The 21,138-nt window shown below is 69.3% G+C and carries 20 protein-coding genes, 1 tRNA gene and 1 pseudogene; 13 read left to right on the forward strand and 9 right to left on the reverse strand.

The window, feature by feature from the left end; genetic code table 11:
• Positions 1-95: 95 nt before the first annotated feature.
• Positions 96-380: a translation initiation factor eIF-1A gene (gene eif1A / locus V8686_RS13885; RefSeq protein WP_379705105.1), complete on the forward strand. Its 285-nt coding sequence runs from the start codon at positions 96-98 to the stop codon at positions 378-380.
• Positions 381-679: 299 nt separating this feature from the next.
• Positions 680-2,299, forward strand: coding sequence for a gamma-glutamyltransferase (gene ggt, locus V8686_RS13890; RefSeq protein WP_379705106.1), 1,620 nt, complete (start codon positions 680-682; stop codon positions 2,297-2,299).
• On the opposite strand, the gene V8686_RS13895 is transcribed toward ggt, so the two are convergent.
• Positions 2,296-3,396, reverse strand: a complete 1,101-nt coding sequence (locus V8686_RS13895; RefSeq protein WP_379705108.1) for a putative sulfate/molybdate transporter — start codon at positions 3,394-3,396, stop codon at positions 2,296-2,298. The two genes, ggt and V8686_RS13895, sit on opposite strands and share 4 nt — an antisense overlap.
• Positions 3,397-4,074: 678 nt before the next feature.
• Here V8686_RS13895 and hisD point away from each other — a divergent pair.
• The 6 genes and pseudogenes from hisD to V8686_RS13925 all read left to right on the forward strand — a co-directional run bounded on the left by hisD (position 4,075) and on the right by V8686_RS13925 (position 8,385).
• Positions 4,075-5,344 (forward strand): annotated as a pseudogene (hisD, locus tag V8686_RS13900) (histidinol dehydrogenase).
• A 231-nt stretch (positions 5,345-5,575) separates the two neighbouring features.
• Complete coding sequence (locus tag V8686_RS13905) at positions 5,576-5,725, forward strand: hypothetical protein (protein WP_379705110.1); 150 nt, start codon at positions 5,576-5,578, stop codon at positions 5,723-5,725.
• Positions 5,726-5,773: 48 nt separating this feature from the next.
• Positions 5,774-6,139 (forward strand): HesB/IscA family protein, encoded by a 366-nt coding sequence (locus V8686_RS13910; RefSeq protein ID WP_379705111.1) that lies wholly within the window; start codon positions 5,774-5,776, stop codon positions 6,137-6,139.
• Positions 6,140-6,426: 287 nt separating this feature from the next.
• Positions 6,427-6,765: a DUF7116 family protein gene (locus V8686_RS13915; RefSeq protein ID WP_379705113.1), complete on the forward strand. Its 339-nt coding sequence runs from the start codon at positions 6,427-6,429 to the stop codon at positions 6,763-6,765.
• Positions 6,766-6,807: 42 nt separating this feature from the next.
• Positions 6,808-7,347: a mechanosensitive ion channel domain-containing protein gene (locus V8686_RS13920; RefSeq protein ID WP_379705114.1), complete on the forward strand. Its 540-nt coding sequence runs from the start codon at positions 6,808-6,810 to the stop codon at positions 7,345-7,347.
• A 90-nt stretch (positions 7,348-7,437) separates the two neighbouring features.
• Entirely contained in the window at positions 7,438-8,385 is a 948-nt protein-coding gene (locus V8686_RS13925) for a metal-dependent hydrolase (protein ID WP_379705116.1), read from the forward strand.
• A gap of 27 nt (positions 8,386-8,412) precedes the next feature.
• Here V8686_RS13925 and idsA3 read toward each other — a convergent pair whose 3' ends face one another.
• The 4 genes from idsA3 to V8686_RS13945 form a co-directional block, all read right to left on the reverse strand.
• A complete protein-coding gene (idsA3, locus tag V8686_RS13930) occupies positions 8,413-9,459 on the reverse strand; it encodes a geranylfarnesyl diphosphate synthase (protein ID WP_379705118.1) in 1,047 nt (348 codons plus the stop codon).
• Positions 9,456-10,808: an RNase J family beta-CASP ribonuclease gene (locus V8686_RS13935; RefSeq protein ID WP_379705119.1), complete on the reverse strand. Its 1,353-nt coding sequence runs from the start codon at positions 10,806-10,808 to the stop codon at positions 9,456-9,458. The genes idsA3 and V8686_RS13935 overlap by 4 nt, the downstream gene beginning before the upstream one ends.
• 215 nt (positions 10,809-11,023) lie before the next feature.
• Positions 11,024-11,587, reverse strand: a complete 564-nt coding sequence (locus V8686_RS13940) for an HAD family hydrolase (protein WP_379705120.1) — start codon at positions 11,585-11,587, stop codon at positions 11,024-11,026.
• Between the two features lie 125 nt (positions 11,588-11,712).
• Entirely contained in the window at positions 11,713-11,853 is a 141-nt protein-coding gene (locus tag V8686_RS13945; RefSeq protein WP_379705121.1) for a hypothetical protein, read from the reverse strand.
• 26 nt (positions 11,854-11,879) lie between these two features.
• Here V8686_RS13945 and cysE point away from each other — a divergent pair, with 26 nt between their 5' ends.
• Positions 11,880-12,509: a serine O-acetyltransferase gene (gene cysE / locus V8686_RS13950; protein ID WP_379705122.1), complete on the forward strand. Its 630-nt coding sequence runs from the start codon at positions 11,880-11,882 to the stop codon at positions 12,507-12,509.
• A gap of 403 nt (positions 12,510-12,912) precedes the next feature.
• Here the strand turns inward: cysE and V8686_RS18470 are convergent, their stop codons facing one another.
• Together V8686_RS18470 and V8686_RS13965 are read right to left on the reverse strand one after the other, a co-directional pair.
• Positions 12,913-15,378: an alanine--tRNA ligase-related protein gene (locus V8686_RS18470; RefSeq protein WP_458329463.1), complete on the reverse strand. Its 2,466-nt coding sequence runs from the start codon at positions 15,376-15,378 to the stop codon at positions 12,913-12,915.
• A complete protein-coding gene (locus V8686_RS13965) occupies positions 15,260-15,796 on the reverse strand; it encodes a multiprotein-bridging factor 1 family protein (RefSeq protein ID WP_379705124.1) in 537 nt (178 codons plus the stop codon). The genes V8686_RS18470 and V8686_RS13965 overlap by 119 nt, the downstream gene beginning before the upstream one ends.
• A gap of 220 nt (positions 15,797-16,016) precedes the next feature.
• Between V8686_RS13965 and V8686_RS13970 the strand changes: the two genes are divergently transcribed.
• Positions 16,017-16,274, forward strand: a complete 258-nt coding sequence (locus V8686_RS13970; RefSeq protein ID WP_379705126.1) for an HAH_0734 family protein — start codon at positions 16,017-16,019, stop codon at positions 16,272-16,274.
• Between the two features lie 12 nt (positions 16,275-16,286).
• Here the strand turns inward: V8686_RS13970 and V8686_RS13975 are convergent, their stop codons facing one another.
• On the reverse strand, positions 16,287-18,602 hold the full coding sequence (locus tag V8686_RS13975) for a DUF2298 domain-containing protein (RefSeq protein WP_379705127.1): 2,316 nt from the start codon (positions 18,600-18,602) through the stop codon (positions 16,287-16,289).
• Between the two features lie 98 nt (positions 18,603-18,700).
• Here V8686_RS13975 and V8686_RS13980 point away from each other — a divergent pair, with 98 nt between their 5' ends.
• From V8686_RS13980 to V8686_RS13990, 3 genes are all read left to right on the forward strand, one after another.
• Positions 18,701-19,471: a glycosyltransferase gene (locus V8686_RS13980; protein WP_379705129.1), complete on the forward strand. Its 771-nt coding sequence runs from the start codon at positions 18,701-18,703 to the stop codon at positions 19,469-19,471.
• On the forward strand, positions 19,468-19,926 hold the full coding sequence (locus V8686_RS13985) for a GtrA family protein (protein ID WP_379705131.1): 459 nt from the start codon (positions 19,468-19,470) through the stop codon (positions 19,924-19,926). Before V8686_RS13980 ends, V8686_RS13985 begins: the two co-directional genes overlap by 4 nt.
• A gap of 69 nt (positions 19,927-19,995) precedes the next feature.
• Positions 19,996-20,070 (forward strand) — tRNA-Met (locus tag V8686_RS13990).
• A gap of 108 nt (positions 20,071-20,178) precedes the next feature.
• Here the strand turns inward: V8686_RS13990 and V8686_RS13995 are convergent.
• Positions 20,179-21,108, reverse strand: a complete 930-nt coding sequence (locus V8686_RS13995; RefSeq protein WP_379705133.1) for a DUF4382 domain-containing protein — start codon at positions 21,106-21,108, stop codon at positions 20,179-20,181.
• Positions 21,109-21,138 lie beyond the last annotated feature (30 nt).

The following is a 21,138-nucleotide window of genomic DNA, read 5'->3' on the forward strand; positions in this document are numbered from 1 at the left end:
GCCGTGAAAGGTTCCGGGTGTCGGCGACCGCGTCGTGTGAGAAACGTTAGCGGACATCTCCGATGACTTAACTGTGCGCACCGCGAAGTACAGGTATGAGCGAAGAGACGGGGCGTCGGAACCTCCGAATGCCCGACGACGACGAGATGTTCGCAGTAGTAACGGAACACAACGGCGGGAATCACGTCCGTGTCCGCTGTGAAGACGGCGAAAACCGAATGGGTCGCATTCCCGGCCGCATGAAGTACCGCACCTGGATCAACGAGGGCGACGTGGTCCTCGTGGAACCGTGGTCGTGGCAGGACGAGAAGGCCAACATCGAGTGGCGGTACTCCGGACAGGACGCCGACCAGTTGCGCCGCGAAGGCCACATCGACTGAGACGGAGCGTCGCCACTGAGTACCGGTGGCTCGCCGTGACGGCCCGGCGAACCCCCGGTGACCAGTTACCACTGTACTCGTGACGCGCCCGTTTTTCTCCGATTCCCACCGGTGAGCTACGGCACCGCGACTCGGGGAGTGACCGAACGCCGCCGCCGATCTCCCGGGTCGGAGCGTACGTTTTGAACTCCCGGAAAAGAACCTACGAGTAGGCAATTATGTCGAGGAATTCGACTGATCTTACGGATATTCTGGCTTCATACCCAACGACTTTGTGCTGTCCTTCGGTTGCATCCACCATGGACCCACAACCGGACCTCGACCGATTCGACTCACGCCGGTCGACGGTGTACGCACAGGGCGGGATGGTAGCGACGAGTCAACCACTCGCCGCGCAGGCCGGGGTGTCGGCGCTCCGCGACGGTGGTAACGCCTTCGACGCGGCCGTGACGACGGCGGCGGCGCTGAACGTCGTCGAGCCCATGAGTACGGGTATCGGCGGGGACGCGTTCGCGCTCTATCGCACCGCAGACGGCGAGGTCGGCGCGTTTCGCGCCTGCGGCGGGGCGCCCGCCGACGCGACTATCGACGCCGTCCGCGAACGCGTCGCCGACCGCTCGGCCGTCGACCCCGGCGAGGCGTCGATGCCGAACGCCGGACCGCTGGCCGTGACCGTTCCCGGAACCGTCCGCGGATGGGAGCGGTTGCTCGCCGACCACGGCACCCTGTCGCTGTCGGAGACCCTCCAGCCGGCAATCGACTACGCGACCGAGGGGTTCCCGGTCAGTGAGGTGATCGCCGACATGTGGACCGTCGCGGAGGCGCTGTTCGACGAGGCAGACGCCCGCGAGGAGTACCTGATCGACGGTCGCTCGCCGGAGACGGGCGAGGTGATGAGACTCCCCGATCTCGGCTCGACGCTCTCGACCATCGCGACGCAGGGTGCCGACGCGTTCTACGAGGGAGCGCTCGCCGACCGCATCGGCGAGGCGGTCCGCGAGCGGGGTGGACTGCTCACCGCGGACGACCTGGCCGACTTCGACCCCGAGTACGTCGAGCCGGTTTCGACGACGTACCGTGGCGCCGAGGTGTACGAACTCCCACCGAACAACCAGGGACTGGTGGCGCTGGAGGCGCTCAACGTCGCCGAGGAACTCGACGCCGGCGCCTACGACTACGACTCCGCCGAGCGCGTCCACTACTTCGCCGAGTCGCTGAAGCGGGCGTTCCACGACGGCCACCACTACATCACCGACCCCGAGTTCGAGGACGTGCCGGAACTGGGGTCGAAGGCCTACGCCGCCGACCGAGCGGCGACCGTCTCCGAACGGGCGAGCGACGTCACCATCGGCGGGCCGGGTGCGCCCGGCGACGGCGACACCGTCCTCCTGACCGTCGCCGACGAGGCAGGCAACGTCGTCTCCTTCATCAACTCCATCTTCGGCCACTTCGGGAGCGGCGTGGTGGTTCCGGGAACGGGAATTACCCTCCAGAACCGCGGGAGTTCGTTCTCGCTCGACCCCGCGCACCCGAACCGGATCGAACCCGGCAAGCGGCCGTTCCACACGCTCATCCCCGGACTGGTCCGGTTCGACCGCGACGACTGGGCGGCCTTCGGCGTCATGGGTGGGTACATGCAACCGCAGGGTCACCTCCAGGTGCTCGCCAACGTGCTCGATTACGGCATGCCGCTGCAGGCGGCGATGGACGCGCCGCGCTGGCGCTACCTCGAAGACGGCTCGCTCGCCGTCGAGGACCGGTTCCCCGATGGACTGCTTCCGAAACTCGCTCGGCGTGGCCACGACGTGGTGGTGAAACCGGCCGCCGAGTTCGGCGGCGGACAGATCACCCGGCTCGCCGACGGCGTCGTCTCCGGTGCGACGGAACCGCGGAAGGACGGGACGGCGGCGGGCTTCTAGAGGTCCGTTCCGTCGCCTCGCCAGCGGGCGAGAGCGTGGTAGCCGACCAGGCCGACGGCGAAGGCGACGCCGACGTTCGCGAGGAGGGCAACGACGCCGACGACGCCGGTCAGCAGGGGGTCCTCCGTGTCGGCTCCGGCACGGCCGAGTTCGATGGCGACCAAGACGAGAACCACACCGAGGACGGCCATCGGGAACGCCGCCACGGCGTCGACGGCGACGACGGCGAGCAGCAGGTAGAACCCACCGAGAACGAGGTTTGAGGTGGCGGTGCGGGCGCCGAACGCGTACTTCCCGGCGACACCGCCGCTCCCGTGGCACATGGGCATCGCCCCGAAGGGGACGGCGGTGAGGTTCATCACGCCCATGCTGGTCGAGAGGTCGTCGGGCGAGGCGTTGGCGTCGAAGTACTCCTCGACGAGGAGGGAGGTGGCGACGGCCGCGTTGCCGACGGTCATGGCCAACTGGCCGAGGGTCGCGCCGACGGCGGTGTGCGAGAGGGTGAGCGCGGCCGGATCGAGAAGCGTCAGCGAGGGAAGGCGGGGGGTGATCGGACCGGCGGCGACGACGGCGAGGGCGGCGCCGACACCGAGGACGGCGAGGGCGGCGGCGTTCCGGTATCCCAGAGCCACGGCACCGAGGGCGACGGCGACGGAGAGCGCGGCGAGTCGGGGGTCGCCGAGGCCCGTCGTCACACCCGTTCGGAGGAGGATGAGCGCGACGCCGACCTGGATGCCACGGACGACCGGTTCGCCAACGTAGGGCGCCAACCGGGCCAGCACCCCCGTCTTGCCGACGACGAGGAGGACGGCGCCCGCGAGGAGGCCGGCCGCGACGTACTCGCCGGTGGAGAGACCGCCGGCGATGACCAGCGCCGCGAGCGCCTTCATCGGCTCGACGGACATCGGGTGACCGTAGCGGAGTCCCCAGACCACCTGAAAGACGGCGAACCCGAGGAGCAGTCGGCCGAGGCCGAGGTCCGTGAGCGCCGCGACGGCGACGACGATGGGGAGGACGGTGACGGTGTCGCCGACGGCACCTGTCACGTCGCCCCAGACGACGTCGAATTGCGACTCCCGCCAACTGGCAAGCGACATACGGTTCGACTCGCCCTACCTCCTCGATCCCTAAACAACTATCGAGAAACTGATACGAGTCACGGGCGGGCGCCGATGTTACCGGTTCCGGTTACGTGCCGGCGCGGGAGGGCGATCTCCGGGACGAGTGCATTCGGACGCCCATCGCGGCCTCAGCGTTCGCTATGAAACGTTTCGAACGATCTCTCGGCGTCGTAAAACGATCCGAATCGAACGCGTGTCGTCGGCGATCGAGCGAAACGGGGCGAAGACAGGCCAACGGTTTGCCCCCTATATGGGGTTGGCAGTGCATGGTCGAAGTGGAGCCAGTCACCATGTCCCTGTCCGAACCCACCTCCCACGACGCCCCCGCGACCGAATCGGTTTCGGCCCCCCCAGGACGCCCTCCGGGCGGCCGCCTGCTACGCGACCCTCCCCGTCCGGTTCGTCGCCTTCTGGCTGGCAGTGTTGCTCCCGTTGACGTACCTTCCCCTCTTAGCGACGGGCGTGATGACCGGCCACCTGGCCGCCTTCGCCGGGCTGTTCGGCCTGAACGCCGTCGCGTTCGTCGTCGGCCACTCGTACAACCAGCCGGTGTAAGACCGTAACCGTTCACCGGCCGTATGAGTGGTCGACGACGGGACTGGTTCCGCCCCCCGAATCGGAATCCCTTTTCGCACACCCGCACAACGGGTCGATATGGAGGTACGCGAAATCGAGGACCTCGGTCCGGGCGAACGGGCGGCGCTGTTCGAGCGTGACGCAGGGGTCGAGGGCGTCCGCGAGGACGTGCGTAGCATCGTCGACCGGGTCCGCGACGAGGGCGACGTGGCGGTTCGCGAGTTCTGCCGCGAGTTCGACGACGTCGAGGTGGGCAATCTCGACGTGACCGACGCGGCCGAACGCGCCCACGAAGCCGTCGACGACGACTTGTTGGCGGCGATCAGGGGACGCCGCCGGCAACGTCCGCGAGTTCCACGAGCGACAGGTACCCGAGGACTGGCGCGAGGACTTCGACGGGCGGGAACTCGGCCGACGGTTCCGACCGCTCGACCGGGTCGGCGTCTACGTCCCCGGTGGCGCGGCCGCGTACCCATCGAGTGCGCTGATGGGGATCATCCCCGCGAAAGTCGCGGGTGTCGACCACGTCGTCGTGACGACGCCGCCCGCCGAGGACCCGAACCCGGCGACGCTCGCGGCCATCCACGAGGCGGGCGCGGACGCCGTCTACAGCGTCGGGGGCGCACAGGCCGTGGGCGCGATGGCCTACGGCACGGAGACGGTGACGGCCGTCCAGAAGGTGGTCGGGCCGGGCAACCGCTGGGTGACCGCCGCCAAGGCGGAGGTCCGGGGCGACGTCGACATCGACTTCCTCGCCGGGCCGAGCGAGGTGCTCGTCCTCGCGGATGGGACGGCCGATCCGGCCTTCGTCGCCGCCGACCTGCTGGCACAGGCCGAACACGACGACCACGCCTCCGTCGTCGCGGTGACCGCCGACCCGGACCTCGCGGAGGCCGTGGCCGTCGAACTCGACGACCGACTCCCCGAGGTGGCCCGCGCGGAGACGGTCGAAGCGGCGCTGGACAACGACGCCAGCGGCGTCTTCCTCGCCCGATCCATGTCCGAGGCAGTCCTGTTCGCCGAGGAGTACGCCGCGGAGCACCTCTCGATCCAGGCCGACGACGACGAGGCGTTGCTCGACCGAATCGACAGCGCCGGCAGCGTCTTCCTCGGTCCCTACACGCCGGTCGCGGCCGGCGACTACGCCTCGGGGACCAACCACGTCCTGCCGACGGGCGGCGGCGCGCGACGCTACGGCGGCCTCTCCGTCGAGACGTTCCTGCGGTCGACGACCGTCCAGCGACTCGACCGGGACGCCCTCGACGGCCTCTCGGGGACGATCACTACCCTCGCCGACGCCGAGGGCCTGCACGGCCACGCTGAGAGCGTCCGCCAGCGGTTCGAATAGTCCGCAACGCTGACGGGCCGGGCACCCGTAGGTCGGCCCGCGATGCCGCCCTCCACACCCGTTCCGACCCTCCTGAACCGCACGAAATCCTCCCTCGCACTGCTGGCCTCGTGAACCGCGTGGCTCCTCGGCCTCCTCGTCACTCGACTTCGCCGCCTCGGCGCCCGCACCGAGGCCTTCGTCCGCGGACCGGTCCGAACCGTCCTGCTCGGTCGGCGGCGCGCCGTCTCCGTGGTGCTCGTCGGCCTCGGCGTCCTGCTCGCGGCCGTGACCGCCTGGGGCGTCGCCGGCTACGCTCTCGGGGCGGGACTCCGACGGGCCGTCGGGGACGTTCGGGCGGACGCCACGGCCCCGTTCGGGGCCTCACGTAACGGGGACTGATTACATCGCCCCGTCAGGGTTAACAGGCTCCGCGGTGTACTCCCGGCCATGAGTACCGAGAGCGTGGACGGAACGAGCAACGTCGTGGTGGACATCACACCCGAAGCCGCCTCGGAGGCCCTCGCGTTGATGGACCGCGAAGGGATGGATCGGAACGTTGGTGGGCTACGCCTGTTCGTCCAGCAGGGAGGCTGTGCGGGGCTCTCGTACGGGATGCGCTTCGACGACGAACCCGAGGAAGACGACATGGTCGTCGAGGACCACGACCTGCGCGTGTTCGTCGACCCGGCGAGTGCCGACTACATCGGCGGGTCGGTCCTCGACTACGAGTCCGGCCTGCAGGCCGAAGGCTTCCACGTCGAGAACCCGAACGTCGTCTCCGAGTGTGGCTGTGGCGAGTCCTTCCGAACCTGACGCGTCGCCGTCGACATGCACCGCCCCGGACGACGTGACCGTCGACGTGGACCGTGACACGACCGAACGCGGGGCGAACGGACCTGTTTCGTCGCGTACTGCTCGCCGGACCGCGACCGCCGGTGAGTGTGGCAACTGCGACACCGTCGACAGCACCGTGGACGCCTAGGACACGTCGAGTGCCACACCTGTGGCAACTACCGGAACCCGGACCGCCCCGACGCCGCACACGACCGACCTCTTGTCGTGGTAACACTTATCACCCGACCGGTCGTAGTGGAGCGTACATGGCCCCTGTTACCATGCCACCTGTCGAAGAGGCACGGAGGATCTTCCGTCGCCTCGGGTACTCCGTCGACGGCGACGGGGTCGACCTCCGGGCCGAGCGGAAGTGGCGTACCGTCCACGTGACCGCACTCGACGCCGACGACGCGTCCTCGCCCCGTCAACTGCGCGCGGATGGGGGGACGACGGACTATCGGCTCCGGTGTTTCGTCACGTGGATGGAGGCCGCAGGGGACCTCCGTGATCGACTCTCCAGCCTCGATCCGAACTACGAGTGGGCCGTCATCGGCGTCGACGACGACGACTACGAAGTCGTCGACCGGGCCGGATCGGCGGCGTAAGGCCGCCGCGGTTTTACGTAACTGGAGGCCGCCCCGTAGGGCATGGCCGGTCCCGTACTCCAGTCCGACCTCCTTCAGCGCGCGCTCTTCGAGTTCGTCGATACCCTGCCGACCGTCATCACGGGCGTGGTCTTTCTCGTCCTCGCGGTGATCCTCGTCAAAGGTCTCCTCGCCGTCCTGACGGCAGTGCTCGCGCGGACGATGCGCGGTCATTCGCCCGTCTACCGGCAGTTCCTGACGACCATCGTCGCCGTCTTCCTCTGGTTCGGGGTCGGCCTCTCGACGCTCTCGGTGGTCGGACTGGACGACATCGCGGCGTCGCTCGGAACCGCCGCCGGCTTCGTCGCCCTCGGCATCGCCTACGCCACCTCGGACATGATCGCCGACGCCGTCGCCGGAATCTATCTCCTCCGCGACCCAGACTTCGAGACGGGTGACACCGTCCGCGTCGGCGACATGGAAGGCGTGGTCCGATCCATCGAACTCCGGAAGACCCGGTTCGCGGTGGCGGGTGACACCGTCGTCCGGGGGAACGCCGACATCGAGGCGCGGTGGACGAAAGTCGACGACGACCGCTCCTGAACCGCCGTTGCGGCCCCGCTTCCCCGTCCACGTGGGACCTGTTCGCATCCCGCCCGCGTACTTTATATCTGTTCCCCGAGAATTTCGGCCATGTTCGTGGGTCACGCCGCTCTCGCGTTCGCCATCGTCGCCGGCGTCGCGGTCGCTCGCGACTGGACCGCGGAGCGAGCCCTCGCGGTCGGTCTGCTGGCGGGGGCCTTCGCCGCACTTCCCGACGTCGACATCGCGTACGCACTCGTGGGTGTCGCGGCCGCCGCGGGCGGCGACGCCCTCACGCTCGCGAGTGCGTTCTGGTCGACGGGGAATCTCGTCCACCGTGCAGTGACACACTCGCTCGCCCTCGCGCCGGCAGTCGCCCTGATCGCGGCGCTCGCGCGCCGGAATCGACGCGCGGGCGCCGTCGCAGCCGCCCTCGCAGGCCTCCTCGTCGCCGTCGCGTGGACCGCCAGCGGTCCGCTCGGCGTCGTCGTCACGGTGCCGTTCGTCGCCGGTGCGGTCCTCCTCGGCAGTCTGGCCGGGCGATACACCGACCTCACGCCGTCCCAGGTGTTCGGGGTTGGTGTGGTCGGACTCGCGTCACACCCCTTCGGCGACCTGTTCACCGGCGACCCCCCGGCGATGCTCTACCCGCTGGACGCGACGCTCGTGAGCGAACGGGTCACCCTCGCGGCCGACCCGACGCTCCATCTCCTCGGAGCCTTCGGGGTAGAACTCGCGACCATCTGGGCCGCCGTGGCCGTCGCCGGCCTCGCGACCGGGCTCCGACCCCGGACGGCCGTCGGCCCACGCGCGGGCCTCGGTGCGGGCTACGCCGCGAGCGTCCTCCTCATTCCGGCACCGACGCTCGACCTCTCCTATCCGTTCGTGTTCTCGGTCCTCGGGGTGGGTCTCGTCGGCGCCCTCCCCCGAGTGCGCGTCGTCGGGACGCCCGCCGGGCCGACCGTCGAACCGCCCGACTGGCTCGCCGCGCTGCTGACCGGGCTGTCGGCCATCACGGTCGCGTGGCTCGCTTACACCGTCGCCTACGTCGTCGTGTAGCGCGGGAGAAGGACCCGATCGGGGTCGTCAGTAGCCCCGCGAGATCAGGTACTCGGCAAGGTCTTCGAGCAGCGAGCGTGCCTCGTTGTCGGGGAGGACACGGAGGTCGGCCTTGCTCTGATCGACGAGCGAGCGAGCCTTCTCGCGGGCGTACTCGATGCTCCCGGCCTCGTTCAGGGTGGCGACGGCCGACTCGACCTCCGCCTCGGTGAGGGATTCGGCGTCCTCGGCGTCGACCAGCGCGTCCACGTCGACGCCCTGTTGCCGGGCGTGAAGCGTGATGAGGGTCGTCTTGTTCTCGACGAGGTCGGAACCGCGCTGCTTGCCGAGTTGTTCCGAGGGGACCGTCAGATCCAGAACGTCGTCCTGGATCTGGAACGCCGACCCGGAGTGGATGCCGTAGTCGTAGAGCGCGTCGACCACCTCGTCGTCGGCGTCGAGCAACACCGCCGGGGTCGCCGCGGCGTCGCCGTACAGCACCGCCGTCTTGGACTCGACCATGTCGAGGTACTCCTCGGGGAGCACCTCGGTGCGGCGTTCGAACTCGACGTCGAGCGCCTGGCCCTCGCAGATGCGGGTACACGTGTTCGCGAGCATCCGCATCGCCTCGAGACCGTTCTCGGGCGCGGCACCCGTCTCGGCCATGATCTCGAAGGCCGTCGAGTAGAGCGTGTCGCCCGCCAGAATGGCGGTGTCGACGTCGTAGGCCTTGTGGACGGCGGGCACTCCGCGGCGGAGCGCGTCGTCGTCCATGATGTCGTCGTGGATGAGGGTGAACGACTGGATAATCTCGAGACTCAGGGCACCCGCCATGACGTCGATGTCGTCGCCGTCGAGGGCGGGGAACGCCCGGTAGTCGACGGAGAGCGGCGGCACGTCCGCGATGGCCTCGGCAGCGAGCAGGGACACCGTCGGCCGGAGTCGCTTGCCACCCGCCTTCAGCAGGTAGCGCGAAGCCTCCCAGAGGCGTTCCGGCTCCACGAGCGGCAGGTCCTCGTCGAGGGCCGCGTTGACCCGCTCGCGGCGCTCGCGAACCGCCGCGAGCACCCGCTCTTCCGTCGAGTCGGTCGTCATTCCACCAGCTGGATCATGTTGCCGTTTCGCGTGACGTGCAGGTCACGGCCCAGCGCGTAGCCCTGCCCCTCGGCCAGGTCGACGTAGGGCGCGAACCCTTCGAGGTCCTGGTGGGCCGGGATGACGTGCTGGGGCTGGAGCGCGTCCAGCATCTCGTAGTGACCTTCCTGACGCAGGTGGCCGGAGACGTGGATGTCGTCGTAGATGCGCGCACCCTGCATGCGGAGCAGGCGCTCGGACTGGTAGCGCTGGCCCTCGTTCGTCGGCTCCGGAATCACGCGTGCCGAGAACATGACCTTGTCGCCATCTTCCAGTTCGTACGGCGTCTCGCCGCGGCCCATCCGCGTCAGCATCGCGCGCGGTTCGCCCTGGTGACCCGTGACGATGGGGAGGAAGTTCTCCTTGCCCTCCTTCATGATCCGCTTGAAGGTACGGTCGACGGACTTGCGGTGGCCGTACATCCCCAGGTCGTCGGGGAAGTCGACGAAGTCCAGTCGCTCGGCCGTGCCGGAGTACTTCTCCATCGACCGGCCCAGCAGGACTGGCTGCCGGCCGATGTCCTTCGCGAACTCGACGAGGCTGGTGACGCGGGCGATGTGGGAACTGAACGTCGTCGCGACGATCCCGCCGTCGTAGTCCTCGACGGAGTACATGACGTCGCGGAGGTGCTTGCGCGCGACGGACTCGCTGGGCGTCCGGCCCTTGTGGCCCGCGTTGGTGCAGTCCTCGATGTAACAGAGGACGCCCTCGCCCTCGCGACCGATCTCTCGGAAGCGCTTCATGTCGATGGGATCGCCGATGACGGGCGTGTGGTCCATCCGCTTGTCGAGACCGTAGACGACCGAACCTTCCGGCGTGTGCAGGACCGGGTTGATCGCGTCGATGATCGAGTGCGTGACGTTGACGAACTCGAGTTCCACCTTGCCGGAGTCGCCGATGGACATCGTCGATCCCGGGTCCATCTTGACCAGGTCGTTGCCGACGTTGAACTTGTTCTCGCTCTGGACCTGCTGTTTCACCAGTTCGATGGTGAAAGGCGTCGCGACGACGGGAGCGTCGTAGCGGTGGGCCAGTTTCGAGATGGCGCCGATGTGGTCGAGGTGACCGTGGGTGGGGACGATTGCCTGGACGTCCCCTTCGAGGTCACTCATCACCCGGTCGTCGGGGATGGCACCCATGTCGATCAGGTCGAGACTGTGCATCTGTTCGGTTTCGACGTTGTCGTGGATCAGCACCTGCGACAGGTTCAGACCCATGTCGAAGACGACGACGTCGCTACCGGCGCGGACGGCAGTCATCTGCCGACCGACTTCCTCGTAGCCGCCGATTGTTGCGATTTCGATTTCCATTGTTACCGAGCATTGAAACGCCACAGTCGTGGCAGAGTGCTCACGCAAATCCCGTCTCGGGGGCCACCGGCCCCGGCGTCTTACAGCACGTCGGTCGCTGGTCCCCGCGTGCGGCCGCTGCCGCACTTGCCCGCGGGTCGCTGGTACGAGGCACTACACACCGGGGTGATAAAAACTACGTGGGTCCGTCGCCCGCCGCGGGCGGGACTGCGTCACTATCGCTCGGCGGTGACACCGCCGTCGACCACGGTGTCGGCCCACGCGAACGCGACGCCGGCCCGTTCGGCGGTCAGGGCATCGCGCTCGGAGTCGCCGACGAACACCGTCTCCGACGGGTCGGCGCCGATGCGGTCGACCGTCGTCAGCAACGGTTCCGGGTCGGGTTTGTGCGTCGCCACCGAGTCCCGCCCGACGACGGCGCCGACGTGGGACAGCAGGTCGTGTCGCTCCAGCGCCAGCCGGCAGGCGGCTTCGGCGTTCAGCGAGCAGACGCCGACCGAGCGTCCCCGGTGGGGGAGGCGGTCGGCGAGGGGGAGCCGGATCGCTCGTTCGGCCCCGCGACGTTCGTGAGCCGCGAGGATTGACTCCAGTTCGTCCGCTAGACCGTACTCCGGCGCCGTCTCTAGGAGCGACCAGAGGTCGGCGTCGGCGTCGACGCCCGCCTCGGCGAAGGCCGCCGTCGCCTCCGTGGCGGCGGCCTTCCAGTTGACCGCCAGACGGACGAGCGTACCGTCGAGGTCGTACACGACGGCACCGTAGTCGTCGATACGGGTGCTCACGCCGCCATGTAGGCGAGCGCCGATAATGTGACCTTCGGTCGGCGCGATCGTGTGGCGCCGATGACCGTCGACAGAACCCTTTTGTGGTCGTATCGAGTACTCACGGCCATGCCGACGACCGTCGGTCACTCCGGACAGCGGATCGCCTTCGAGCGCCCATCATCGCTCGCGAGGTGCTGTCCCTGTCCCTGCCGCCCCGCCCGGCAGCCGACGGCCTCGTCGATCCGGTATCCGGCCCACGCGGCAACGCGTCCGCCGGTCGCCACGGGCGACCGCGGGCGGTCCGGAGCCCATGTTCGGCAGTAGCCTCCTCGCGGCCGCACGCCGCCGGGTCGGCGAGGACCTGGCGGCGGTCCGTGAACGCGACCCCGCCGCCGGGAACCTGCTCGTCCTCCTGACCTGCTATCCCGGACTCCACGCGCTGTGGATCTACCGGATCGCCCACCTGTGCTGGGAGCGCGACCACACCGTGATCGCCCGCCTCCTCTCGCAGTTCGCTCGCCTGACGACGGGTGTCGAGATTCACCCCGCCGCCGAAATCGGCCGTCGAGTCGTGATCGATCACGGTATCGGCGTGGTGATCGGGTCGACCGCCGAAGTGGGCGACGACGTACTCATGTACCACGGCGTCACCCTCGGTAACCGTCGTCCGACCGACGGCAAACGCCACCCCACCGTCGGCGACGACGTGATGCTCGGCGCCAACGCCACCGTCCTCGGTCCGATCGAGGTCGGCGACGGCGCGACCGTCGGCGGCGCCGCCGTCGTCGTCGAACCGGTCGATCCCGGCACCACCGTCGTCGGGAACCCCGCCCGCCCAGTGGAGAAGACCCACCTCGTGAACGACGGGCAGGACACCACGGACACGGCCGCCGACGTCGACCGAATCGTCTGTGACGGCGGCGAGCGAACCGACGACTGAGCCGGACTGTCGTAAGTCAGTACTCGTTGTTCGCCGACATCTCGGCGCACCACCGGGTACGAGCGCGGCCGTCGCGGGGGGTGACTCCACGAACTATATACTCGTTGACATCGTACCCCGTGTCATGGCACGGTCACACACGATACTGTGTGTAGCACTGGTTCTGTCCATCGTCGTCCCCGCCGCTGGGCCGGTGGTCGCACAATCCGACGGTGGAACGGTCACGGTCACCCTCGCGGTCCGCGACTCGGACGGCGATCCGGTGGCCGACGCCGAACTCGACGTCGAGTGGTCGGACGGGTCGACGACGGCAACGACGGCCGGCAACGGAAAGGCGTTCGTCGACGTGCCCGACGGGGCACGCCTCAGCATCTCGGTGACGCATCCGCGATACATCCGCAGTTCACCCTACGTCGTCCAATCGGCGTCCGAGCGCGAAGTCACGGTCGACGTGTTCCGGAAGAGCACGCTTCGTCTCGAGGTCAACGGGCCGAACGGCTCCGTCGCCGACGCCTCGGTTCTCGTCGAACGCGGCGGCCTCGACGTGGCGACCGGGTCGACCGGTCCGGACGGCGTCTTCGAGACCGACGTCATCCAGGCCGGCGACTACACCGTCACGGTCACCAAGCCGGGGTACTACGTCCGACAGAAGCCAATCCGGATCGAAGGCGACATCACGAACCGGATCGCGCTCCGCCCCGGATCGGTAACGGTGCGGGTGACCGTCGACGACCCACACTTCGATCCGCCGAGACCAGTCGACGAATCGCGGGTGGCCCTGCAGGGTGTCGGTACCGCCCGTACCGACGCGGACGGGAACGCCACCCTCGAAGTGCCGGTCAACACCCCGACCACACTCCGGGTCAGCAAGAGCGGCTACCGGACCGTCACTCGCGACCTGACGGTCGGCGAGGAGAACACGAGTCTCGAGGCCGACCTCTCGCGGACGCCGGATCTCACGGCCAGCGTGACCAACGACCGTCTGGTGGCCGGAACCCGGGCGTTGCTGGAGGTGACGAACGCCTACGGCGAACCCGCGTCGGGTGTGACCGTCACGCTCGACGGGGACCGTGTCGGCACCACCGACGCCGATGGCGAACTCGCAGTGCGGATAGCGGACCCCGGTGAACACACGCTCCGGGCGTCGCGAGGGGGCGTCACGTCGAACGCGGTGACGGTCGAAGCCATCGACGCCGACGGCGCCACGCCGACGCCGACGGCCGAACCGACCGCGACGGCGACCGAGACGCCGACCGAGACGCCGACCGAAACCGGGGCCGGGGGGTCCGGGCTTTACGCCCGCTGCGGCGGTGCTCGCGGTGTTCACCGTCGGGTTCCTGCTCCGACGCCGCTGATTCGTCCGGACTGTTGTAAGTCGATCCCGGCCGTCGCCGACCACACGGGGGCGACGGCCGACCACGGTCACACCGATCCGTCTCACTCCCGCAGCGACTCGACGACGACCGCAGGATCGGCGTCGAGTCCCCCCACTCTGGGCGAAGGTCGGGCCGCCACCGCCACCGCCGCCGAACGCCGCGGTCACCTCCTCGACCACGTCGCCGGCGTCCACCTCGCCGGTCGTCGCGACCACGACGTAGGGCGAGGCGGAGTCGCCGACCGCAGCGATCACGTCCGCCTCGTCGCCGACGCGGTCCTGTGCGGCCTCACCGACCTCGTTTGGGCCGAAGTCGGAGACGGCGCCCACCCGCCAGACGGTGCCGTCGTGGTCGACCGTCGGGAGCGCCGACAGGCGTGCGCCGAGCACCTCGGATTTGTACTCGCGGACCTCGCTCTCCAGTGCGTCACGGTCGGCGAGCAGGTCGCTCACCGCGGTGTCGAGATCCGCGACGCCAGTGCCGAGTTCGCGGGCGGCGTCGAGGGCGGCACCCCGGATCCGTGCCCGGCGGTCGATGGCGGTCGGCCCCACCGCGAACTCGACGCGGGTGAGCCCCTCGCCCGGGTTCGAACGGTCGAGCACCTCGATCGGGCCGATTTCGCGGGTGTTATCGACGTGCGTGCCGCCGCAGGCCGCCACGTCCCAGCCCTCGATGTCGACCAGACGGACCGTGTCGGCGTCGGCCATCACGCCCTCCTCGGTCTTCGTGTTGAACGCGACGTCGTCGCGGGTGCGCGCCTCGTCGACCGGGACACGCTCCCACGAGACGGGGCGGGAGTCCCACACCGCCCGGTTGGTGAGACGTTCGAGTTCGACCAGCACCGCGTCGTCGATATCGGTCGAGGTGGCGAAGTCGACACGGATCTTCTCCGAATCGATGCCGAAGCCGCCGTAGCCCAGGTCGTCGAGCAGTCTGCGGCCGGCGCCGTAGAGGAGGTGGCTCGCCGTGTGCGCACGGGTGCAGTAGGTCCGGAAGTCGTCGTCGACGACGCCGACCACCTCGTCGCCGGGCGCGAGGGCGGTCTCCTCGACGAGCGTGTGGACCACGGCGTCGCCATCGGCCTGCACGTCGGCGAGGGGGACGCCGGCGAGCGTGCCGCGGTCGGCGGGTTGGCCGCCGCTCTCGGCGTAGAAGTACGTCCGGTCGAGGACGACGTCCCGGCCGTCGACGCCGCGAACCGTCGCCTCGAACTCCCGTACGTCGGGGTCGGAAGGAGCGTACGTCTGCATGGACGGGAGTCGGACGCCCGACCCATAAATCCGTTCGGCTCTTACACTGCTTGTCGTGACCGGTTTCCGGGCGTCACCGCAGCCGTGGTCGGCGACGGTCGGAACTGACGTCCGGCAGTCCGTATCACTCGTCGACGAGCTCGATGCCAAGACGCTCCTCGACGGCGCGGACGAGGGAGCCACCGACCCCGGCCCGGGTCGCCCGTCCCTGTTCGATGGCGAGGACGTCGTCCTCGCCGGCATCAAGTGCTGCCGCGAGTTCCTCGACGGTGAGACCGGCGTCCTGCCGGGCCGTCTCGACGCGCTCGCCGTAGTCCGAGACGAGGTAGGGCAGGCGGTCGGATTCGTAGTCGGTGCCCTCCTCCTCCCAGCGTTTGGTGTTGCCCCGGGAGGCGTCGTAGATACGTGCGGTGTTCTGGGCGGCTCGCTTCCGGCGGTTGGGTTCGTCGGCGTCGGTGCGCGACCCGGAGCGGGAGCCGGACCCGGACCCCGAATCCCGGCCGCGGCCGCTCGATTCACCGTGTGGCGCGCAGTCGGAACAGACGAGGAGGTCCGCCCCGGCGACGTTCGCCCGTTCGAGCGACGACGTCTCGCGCCCGCAGAGTTCGCAGGCATCGCCGTCGTCGCCACCCCCGCCGGACCCCGTGGAGTATTTTGCCATACCCCGGTGTACCCGGTCGTCCTATTTCAACTCCGTGCCCGGCGACTCACGCATCGCCCCCGTCGCGAGGGCACGATCTATCGATCAGACGGCGACGAAGTCCTCCGCGACGGGCGGAATCACGTCCGGACGGAGGTCACGACGAACGACACGTCGGCTCCCGGTGGGGAGCCGGTTCCCCATCGAAGCGATTAAATCCGGACTGTCCGAACCCCTGCGTATGCAACAGCTCATCGTCAGGGGTGACCCCGGCATCCGCAAGGACGCCGTCATCGATTACGACGGCGAGGAGCAGGTCTGTTTCTCGATCCATCGACAGGGCGACTGGCACGGCCCCGACGAGGTGCAACTCTGGTGTACCATCGGCACGCCGGACGAGCGCGAGGCCTTCGAGAAACGACAGTACGTCCCCCACTGGCTCGACGTGGACGCCATCGACGCCGACGCGCTCGACGTGGTCAGCGCGCGCGGCGAGTAACACGGCTGCGGGTCACGCCGCGCCCAGTTCGTCCGCGTCGACCCGATAGATCGTCACCGCCTCGTTCTCGAACACCGGCGTCAGTCCCGAGACGCCGTCGAACCCGACCGAGCCGTAGCGTGCCCGTTCCGCCGGCCCCACCCACACGTAGTCGACGCCGTAGCGTTCGAGCACCGCGACGGTCCGGGCTGGGGGTCCGGTGTAGGCGTCGTCGACCGCTCGCACCCGTTCGAGATACGGCTCCCGGCCCCGATAGCCCACCTCGTGGTGCCAGCCCGCGACGGTGGGCACGCCAGTGAGGCTCGCGGCCGGGCTGGAGTCCCAGCCGTACATCCCCGGCGGCGCGGGAGCGTCTCGCTCCGGCCCCGGGTACCGACTCGTCGCGGGTGCCGAGAGGAGGGTGGGTCGGCCCGACAGGCCGTCGACGTAGGCGATGGCCGGTGCCTCGTCGGGATGCTCGCGCTCGACGAACCGGGTGGCGTCGAGGGTCGGATCGGCGGGAGCGTCGAAGTGTGCCGAAAGCGCCAGCCCCGCGTAGGGCACCGTCGCGAGGACGACGGCAGCGGCGAGGCCGACACGCAGCCAGCGGGAGCGCGACCCGGGCACCGAGGCGCCGCCGGGCCAGCGGACGACGGCGGGAAGGGCGACGCCGGCGGCGACGCCCCAGAGAACCCACACCTGCGCGTAGGTCTTGAACACCGTGTTCATCCGGAGCGGGCCTGCGAGTTCGCGGACGTAGACGAGTTCGACGATGCCGACGAGGCCCGCGCCGGCGACGATCAGGACCGTCTCGAAGCCCACCGGACGGTCGGTGCGGCAGGCGGCCCAGCCGAAGATCAGGAGCGGGCCGACGACGAGAGCGACGGCGAGGTCCGCGGTCAGGGCCAGAACGCCCAGAGCGCCGAGGCCGACGAGCGGTGCCACCACACGGTCGACGGACAACCGATCGAGGAGGTAGGCCAGGAAGACGACGACGAACGCTCCGTGGACCAGCAGGAGCGCCGGGAGGCTGGCGCGCTCGGCGGCCGACAGGATCGCGATCTGCCGACTCGCGCCCGCACCGAGGAGGAAGGGGAGCGCGAGGAGGCCACCGAGGACGCCCGCGACGGCGGTGACGGTGAGGGCGCCGGCGAGGTGTTCGAGCTCCGCCGTCAGCGGGGCGGGATCACGGGCGCCGCGCCAGCGAGCCACACGGGTCGAGAGGATGGCCCACGGGGCCGCGGAGCCGAGCGCGAGGGCGAGAAAGAGCAGGCCGAAGAGGGAGGGAAAACTCCAGGTGTCGACGACGGCCTGGAAGCCCGCGAGAATCGGAACGGCGACGAACGCGAGGACTCGACGGCGGCGCACGTCGGCGGCTGGCGTCGTGTACAGGGCGAACGCGAGTGCGGCACCGAGGAGGAGGAAGGGCGTGCCCATCATGTGAGCGTGGAGGTCACCGTTCAGCCAGGCGAACAGGGGAAACTCGTTGATCGTCCCCGGAACGACGCGGCTGGCGGTCCAGTAGGAGAAGGAGTCGAGTCCCGACAGCACGACGTCGGTTGAGTAGCGGGTCCGGGCGGCGACGACGGACGCGAGATCCGTCCGGAGCGGTCGCGGAAGGACGCCGACGAGGAGTCGGGAGGCGGTGACGAGGTTGCTCGCGACGCCGACGAAGAAGGCCGCCGCGAGCCCGGCGCGGCGCCACGAGTCGGCCCGGTCGCTGGCGATGGCGCCGGCGAGGCCGTAAGCCGCGCTCACGAGCGTCGCGTAAAAGCCCGCGAGCGAGAGGTTGTAGGCGTAGCGGGGGGCCGTACTGGAGAGGTCGGCGAGCGCCGCCGTCAGGAGGTGACCGCCGTAGTAGTACGCGACCGGTTCGCCGGCGAACCACATGTCCTCGGGCGGGAGGCGGGGCGCGCGGTCGAGGGACTGCAAGAGGCCGAAATCGAGGAACTTCTCGCCGCCGACCGGATAGACCGCCGGATCGACGGCGCGCACGGCGACGAGGACGGCGAAGGCGACGACGAAGACGACGGCCGTTTCGGCGGTCCGGCGACCGGGACGGACGCCGTCGACGAGTTCGACCCGACGGTCCAAGAGCGCTTCGCGGTCGAGCGCCGTGAGGAGGGCGAGACCGAAGAGGGCAACGACGCCCGCGGCGAGGGCGATCGGACCGAAGGTGAGGTGGCCGACCCAGTAGACGACGGTGCCGAGGACGACCAGTGCCGTCGGGAGACCGAACCCGCTCCCGCGACCGGGCATCGTCACGAACAGGCGAGCGGCGATCGGACGGCCGAGGGCGGCGAGGCCGCCGTAGAGGACCAACCAGCGTAGGACGAGGCCGTACTCCATCTACCGGACGGTCGATCCAGCGATAATAAACCGTTTGTGGTGTGTGACTGGGAGTCGAAGTCGTTCGGTTTTTTACGACCGTCGCGAAAGAAAGCTCCATGACCCGATCCGTCGGGGTGGTGATCCCCGCCTACCACCCGGACGTCGACCGCCTCGAGAGCTACGTTGACGCCCTCCACGAGGCGGTTGAACCCGAGACGATCCGTGTCGAACTCGACGCCGCGGAGCCGGCGGTCCGCGACCGGATCGAGGCGCTCCCGGTCACGCTCCACGAGGCGTCGGCCCGACGAGGGAAGGGGGCGGCGATCACCGCGGGGTTCGAGGCGCTCTCGACGGACGTACTCGCCTTCGCCGACGCCGACGGGAGCACGCCCGCCGCATCCATCGCGGACGTGATCCGGCCGGTCGAAGCGGGGGATGCCGACCTGGCCGCCGGATCGCGTCGTCATCCCGAGGCGGTCGTCGAGTCCCACCAGACGGTGGCGCGACGGTACCTCGGAGACGGCTTCGCGTGGCTGGCGCGGCGCCTCCTCGACGTCCACCTCCACGACTACCAGTGCGGCGCGAAGGCGCTCACGAACGACGCGTGGACGCGGATCCGTCCGCACCTCCACGAACCCGGCTTCGCGTGGGACATCGAACTGCTCGCCGTCGCCGACGCCGTCGGCTGCCGGATCGCCGAGGTGCCGGTCGTCTGGGAGGACCGGCCGGAATCGACCGTCTCGCCCGTGCGGACGACGCTCCGCCTCGCTCGGGGGCTCGTCGTCTCCCGACACCGCGCGCGCCTCCTCCGGAACGACCGCCTGCACGCGCTGCTGGACCGACCACGGGATTCGACGCCCGCACTCGTCGAGCGCGACCACCGATGAGCGGCGGACTGGGAAAGCTGGAGGAACTCTACTCGGGGCTCCGCTTCGGGCAGTTCGTCTCCGTCGGTGCGGTGGGCGCCACCGCCGAGACCATCGTGGTCGCCATCCTGACGGCCGGCTACGGGGTCGTTCCCCAACTCGCCAAGGCCGTCGGTGCCGAGGTGTCGATCACCCTCATGTTTCTCATCAACGACCGGTGGACGTTCTCGGAGGCGGGCGCCGACGGGTGGGTCCCCCGTGGCCGCCGCTACCTGAAGTCGCATCTGGTCCGGGCGGGCGGCCTGCTCGTCGGCTTCGCCGTCCTGACTGCGCTGACGTCGTGGACCGACGTGACGCTCGTCGTCGCCGGCGCCGACCTCTGGCCGACGGTAGCGAACGCCATCGGCATCGGCTGCGGGATGCTCCTCAACTACCTGACAGAGGGGCTGTTCACGTGGCGCGTCGGCGCCGAGTGAGGGGGGACTGAAGTGCCATCCGGCGAGCGAATCACAACCCTTAATGCCGCGACCGGATTCGAATTCGGTAGCGGGATGGGATAGCCAGGAGATTCCGCCGGGCTCATAACCCGGAGATCGGTAGTTCAAATCTACCTCCCGCTACTTTTCGAGCGAACGACCCCGACCGACGAGCGAAGCGAGGCGGGTGCCGTTCGCGTGGGCCAGTCTACCGGCTGCACTATTCTGACGACTCCGGAGTGCCCCACCAGCCTACGCGTCTGCTCCCGTCTCGGTCGGCGTCGAGTCGTCGGAACGACCGGTGTTCTCGGTACTACTCCCGCTGGCGTTCTCGGGGTTCTCCGGCGTCTGATCTCCGGATCCGCCGCCGTCACCGTCAGTTCGGTCCTCGATTTCGGTGACCGAAACGTCCTCGCCGGCGACGCCGCTTCCGGAGACGACGGGGAGGAGGTTGTACCCACCCGACTGGCCCCGTTCGACGACGTTGATGTCGAAGACGAAGTCGACCGGTTCGTCGGCGGTGACCTCGAACGGCTTGGTGAGTTGGAGTTTCCCGCTCGGAATCGTCACGTCGACGGATTCGCCGTCCACGACGCCCGCGACGTCGGCGGCGTAGAGTTCGATCTTGGTGTATCGGCCCGCCTCAAGTTCGCCGTCGAAGACGGTGATCGCTTTCTCGCCGACGACGCGAGTGAGGTCGACCGTCGCGCCGTCGAGGTCGACGACGGAGAAGCCCTGTTGGTCGTCGCCGCCCTCGGTCGCAGTCGGTGAGGGCGTCGCCGTCGCCGTCGCGGTGGGCGTCGCCGTCGCGTTCCCGTTCGCCGTCTCGTTGCCCGTCGGTATCCCGTCGCCGCCGTCGTCCCCTCCCGAGCGGAAGATACGAGCCCGGTCGAGGGCGACGTCGAGCGAGTCGAACTCGTCGATGGCGACCGGTTGGTCGCTGATCAGGAGTCGAAACGCGCCGGACGCGGTGCCCGTCTCGCCACCGGCGCCGGTGGCGGTGTCCCCGTCGTCCGCGGTGGTCCCCCCGTCGGACCCGGCGGGTGCCGATCCCGACGTACACCCTGCCAGCAGGGTCGCACCGATGCTCACCCCGAGCGCCAGAAAGCGTCGCCGCCGGCCGTCGGGGGCAGTTTCCGTGTCCGAACTCCGTGCCGTCGCCGTCGATCGATCCGAGTTCATCACGTACACCTGACCGTGAAAGCGGGGAAT

Origin of the sequence: Haloplanus litoreus (assembly GCF_045690335.1) — an archaeon.
GTDB lineage: Archaea > Halobacteriota > Halobacteria > Halobacteriales > Haloferacaceae > Haloplanus > Haloplanus litoreus.

What these genes read in the sequence shown, in the direction of transcription:
- V8686_RS13965 (WP_379705124.1), bottom strand. Translation starts at nt 15,796, where the DNA reads ATGGCAAAATACTCCACGGGGTCCGGCGGGGGTGGCGACGACGGCGAT.
- V8686_RS13975 (WP_379705127.1), bottom strand. Translation starts at nt 18,602, where the DNA reads ATGGAGTACGGCCTCGTCCTACGCTGGTTGGTCCTCTACGGCGGCCTC.
- V8686_RS13925 (WP_379705116.1), top strand. Translation starts at nt 7,438, where the DNA reads ATGTTCGTGGGTCACGCCGCTCTCGCGTTCGCCATCGTCGCCGGCGTC.
- V8686_RS13895 (WP_379705108.1), bottom strand. Translation starts at nt 3,396, where the DNA reads ATGTCGCTTGCCAGTTGGCGGGAGTCGCAATTCGACGTCGTCTGGGGC.
- V8686_RS13980 (WP_379705129.1), top strand. Translation starts at nt 18,701, where the DNA reads ATGACCCGATCCGTCGGGGTGGTGATCCCCGCCTACCACCCGGACGTC.
- ggt (WP_379705106.1), top strand. Translation starts at nt 680, where the DNA reads ATGGACCCACAACCGGACCTCGACCGATTCGACTCACGCCGGTCGACG.
- eif1A (WP_379705105.1), top strand. Translation starts at nt 96, where the DNA reads ATGAGCGAAGAGACGGGGCGTCGGAACCTCCGAATGCCCGACGACGAC.
- V8686_RS13915 (WP_379705113.1), top strand. Translation starts at nt 6,427, where the DNA reads ATGGCCCCTGTTACCATGCCACCTGTCGAAGAGGCACGGAGGATCTTC.
- V8686_RS13970 (WP_379705126.1), top strand. Translation starts at nt 16,017, where the DNA reads ATGCAACAGCTCATCGTCAGGGGTGACCCCGGCATCCGCAAGGACGCC.
- V8686_RS13995 (WP_379705133.1), bottom strand. Translation starts at nt 21,108, where the DNA reads ATGAACTCGGATCGATCGACGGCGACGGCACGGAGTTCGGACACGGAA.
- cysE (WP_379705122.1), top strand. Translation starts at nt 11,880, where the DNA reads ATGTTCGGCAGTAGCCTCCTCGCGGCCGCACGCCGCCGGGTCGGCGAG.
- V8686_RS13910 (WP_379705111.1), top strand. Translation starts at nt 5,774, where the DNA reads ATGAGTACCGAGAGCGTGGACGGAACGAGCAACGTCGTGGTGGACATC.
- V8686_RS13985 (WP_379705131.1), top strand. Translation starts at nt 19,468, where the DNA reads ATGAGCGGCGGACTGGGAAAGCTGGAGGAACTCTACTCGGGGCTCCGC.
- V8686_RS13935 (WP_379705119.1), bottom strand. Translation starts at nt 10,808, where the DNA reads ATGGAAATCGAAATCGCAACAATCGGCGGCTACGAGGAAGTCGGTCGG.
- V8686_RS18470 (WP_458329463.1), bottom strand. Translation starts at nt 15,378, where the DNA reads ATGCCGGCGAGGACGACGTCCTCGCCATCGAACAGGGACGGGCGACCC.
- idsA3 (WP_379705118.1), bottom strand. Translation starts at nt 9,459, where the DNA reads ATGACGACCGACTCGACGGAAGAGCGGGTGCTCGCGGCGGTTCGCGAG.
- V8686_RS13920 (WP_379705114.1), top strand. Translation starts at nt 6,808, where the DNA reads ATGGCCGGTCCCGTACTCCAGTCCGACCTCCTTCAGCGCGCGCTCTTC.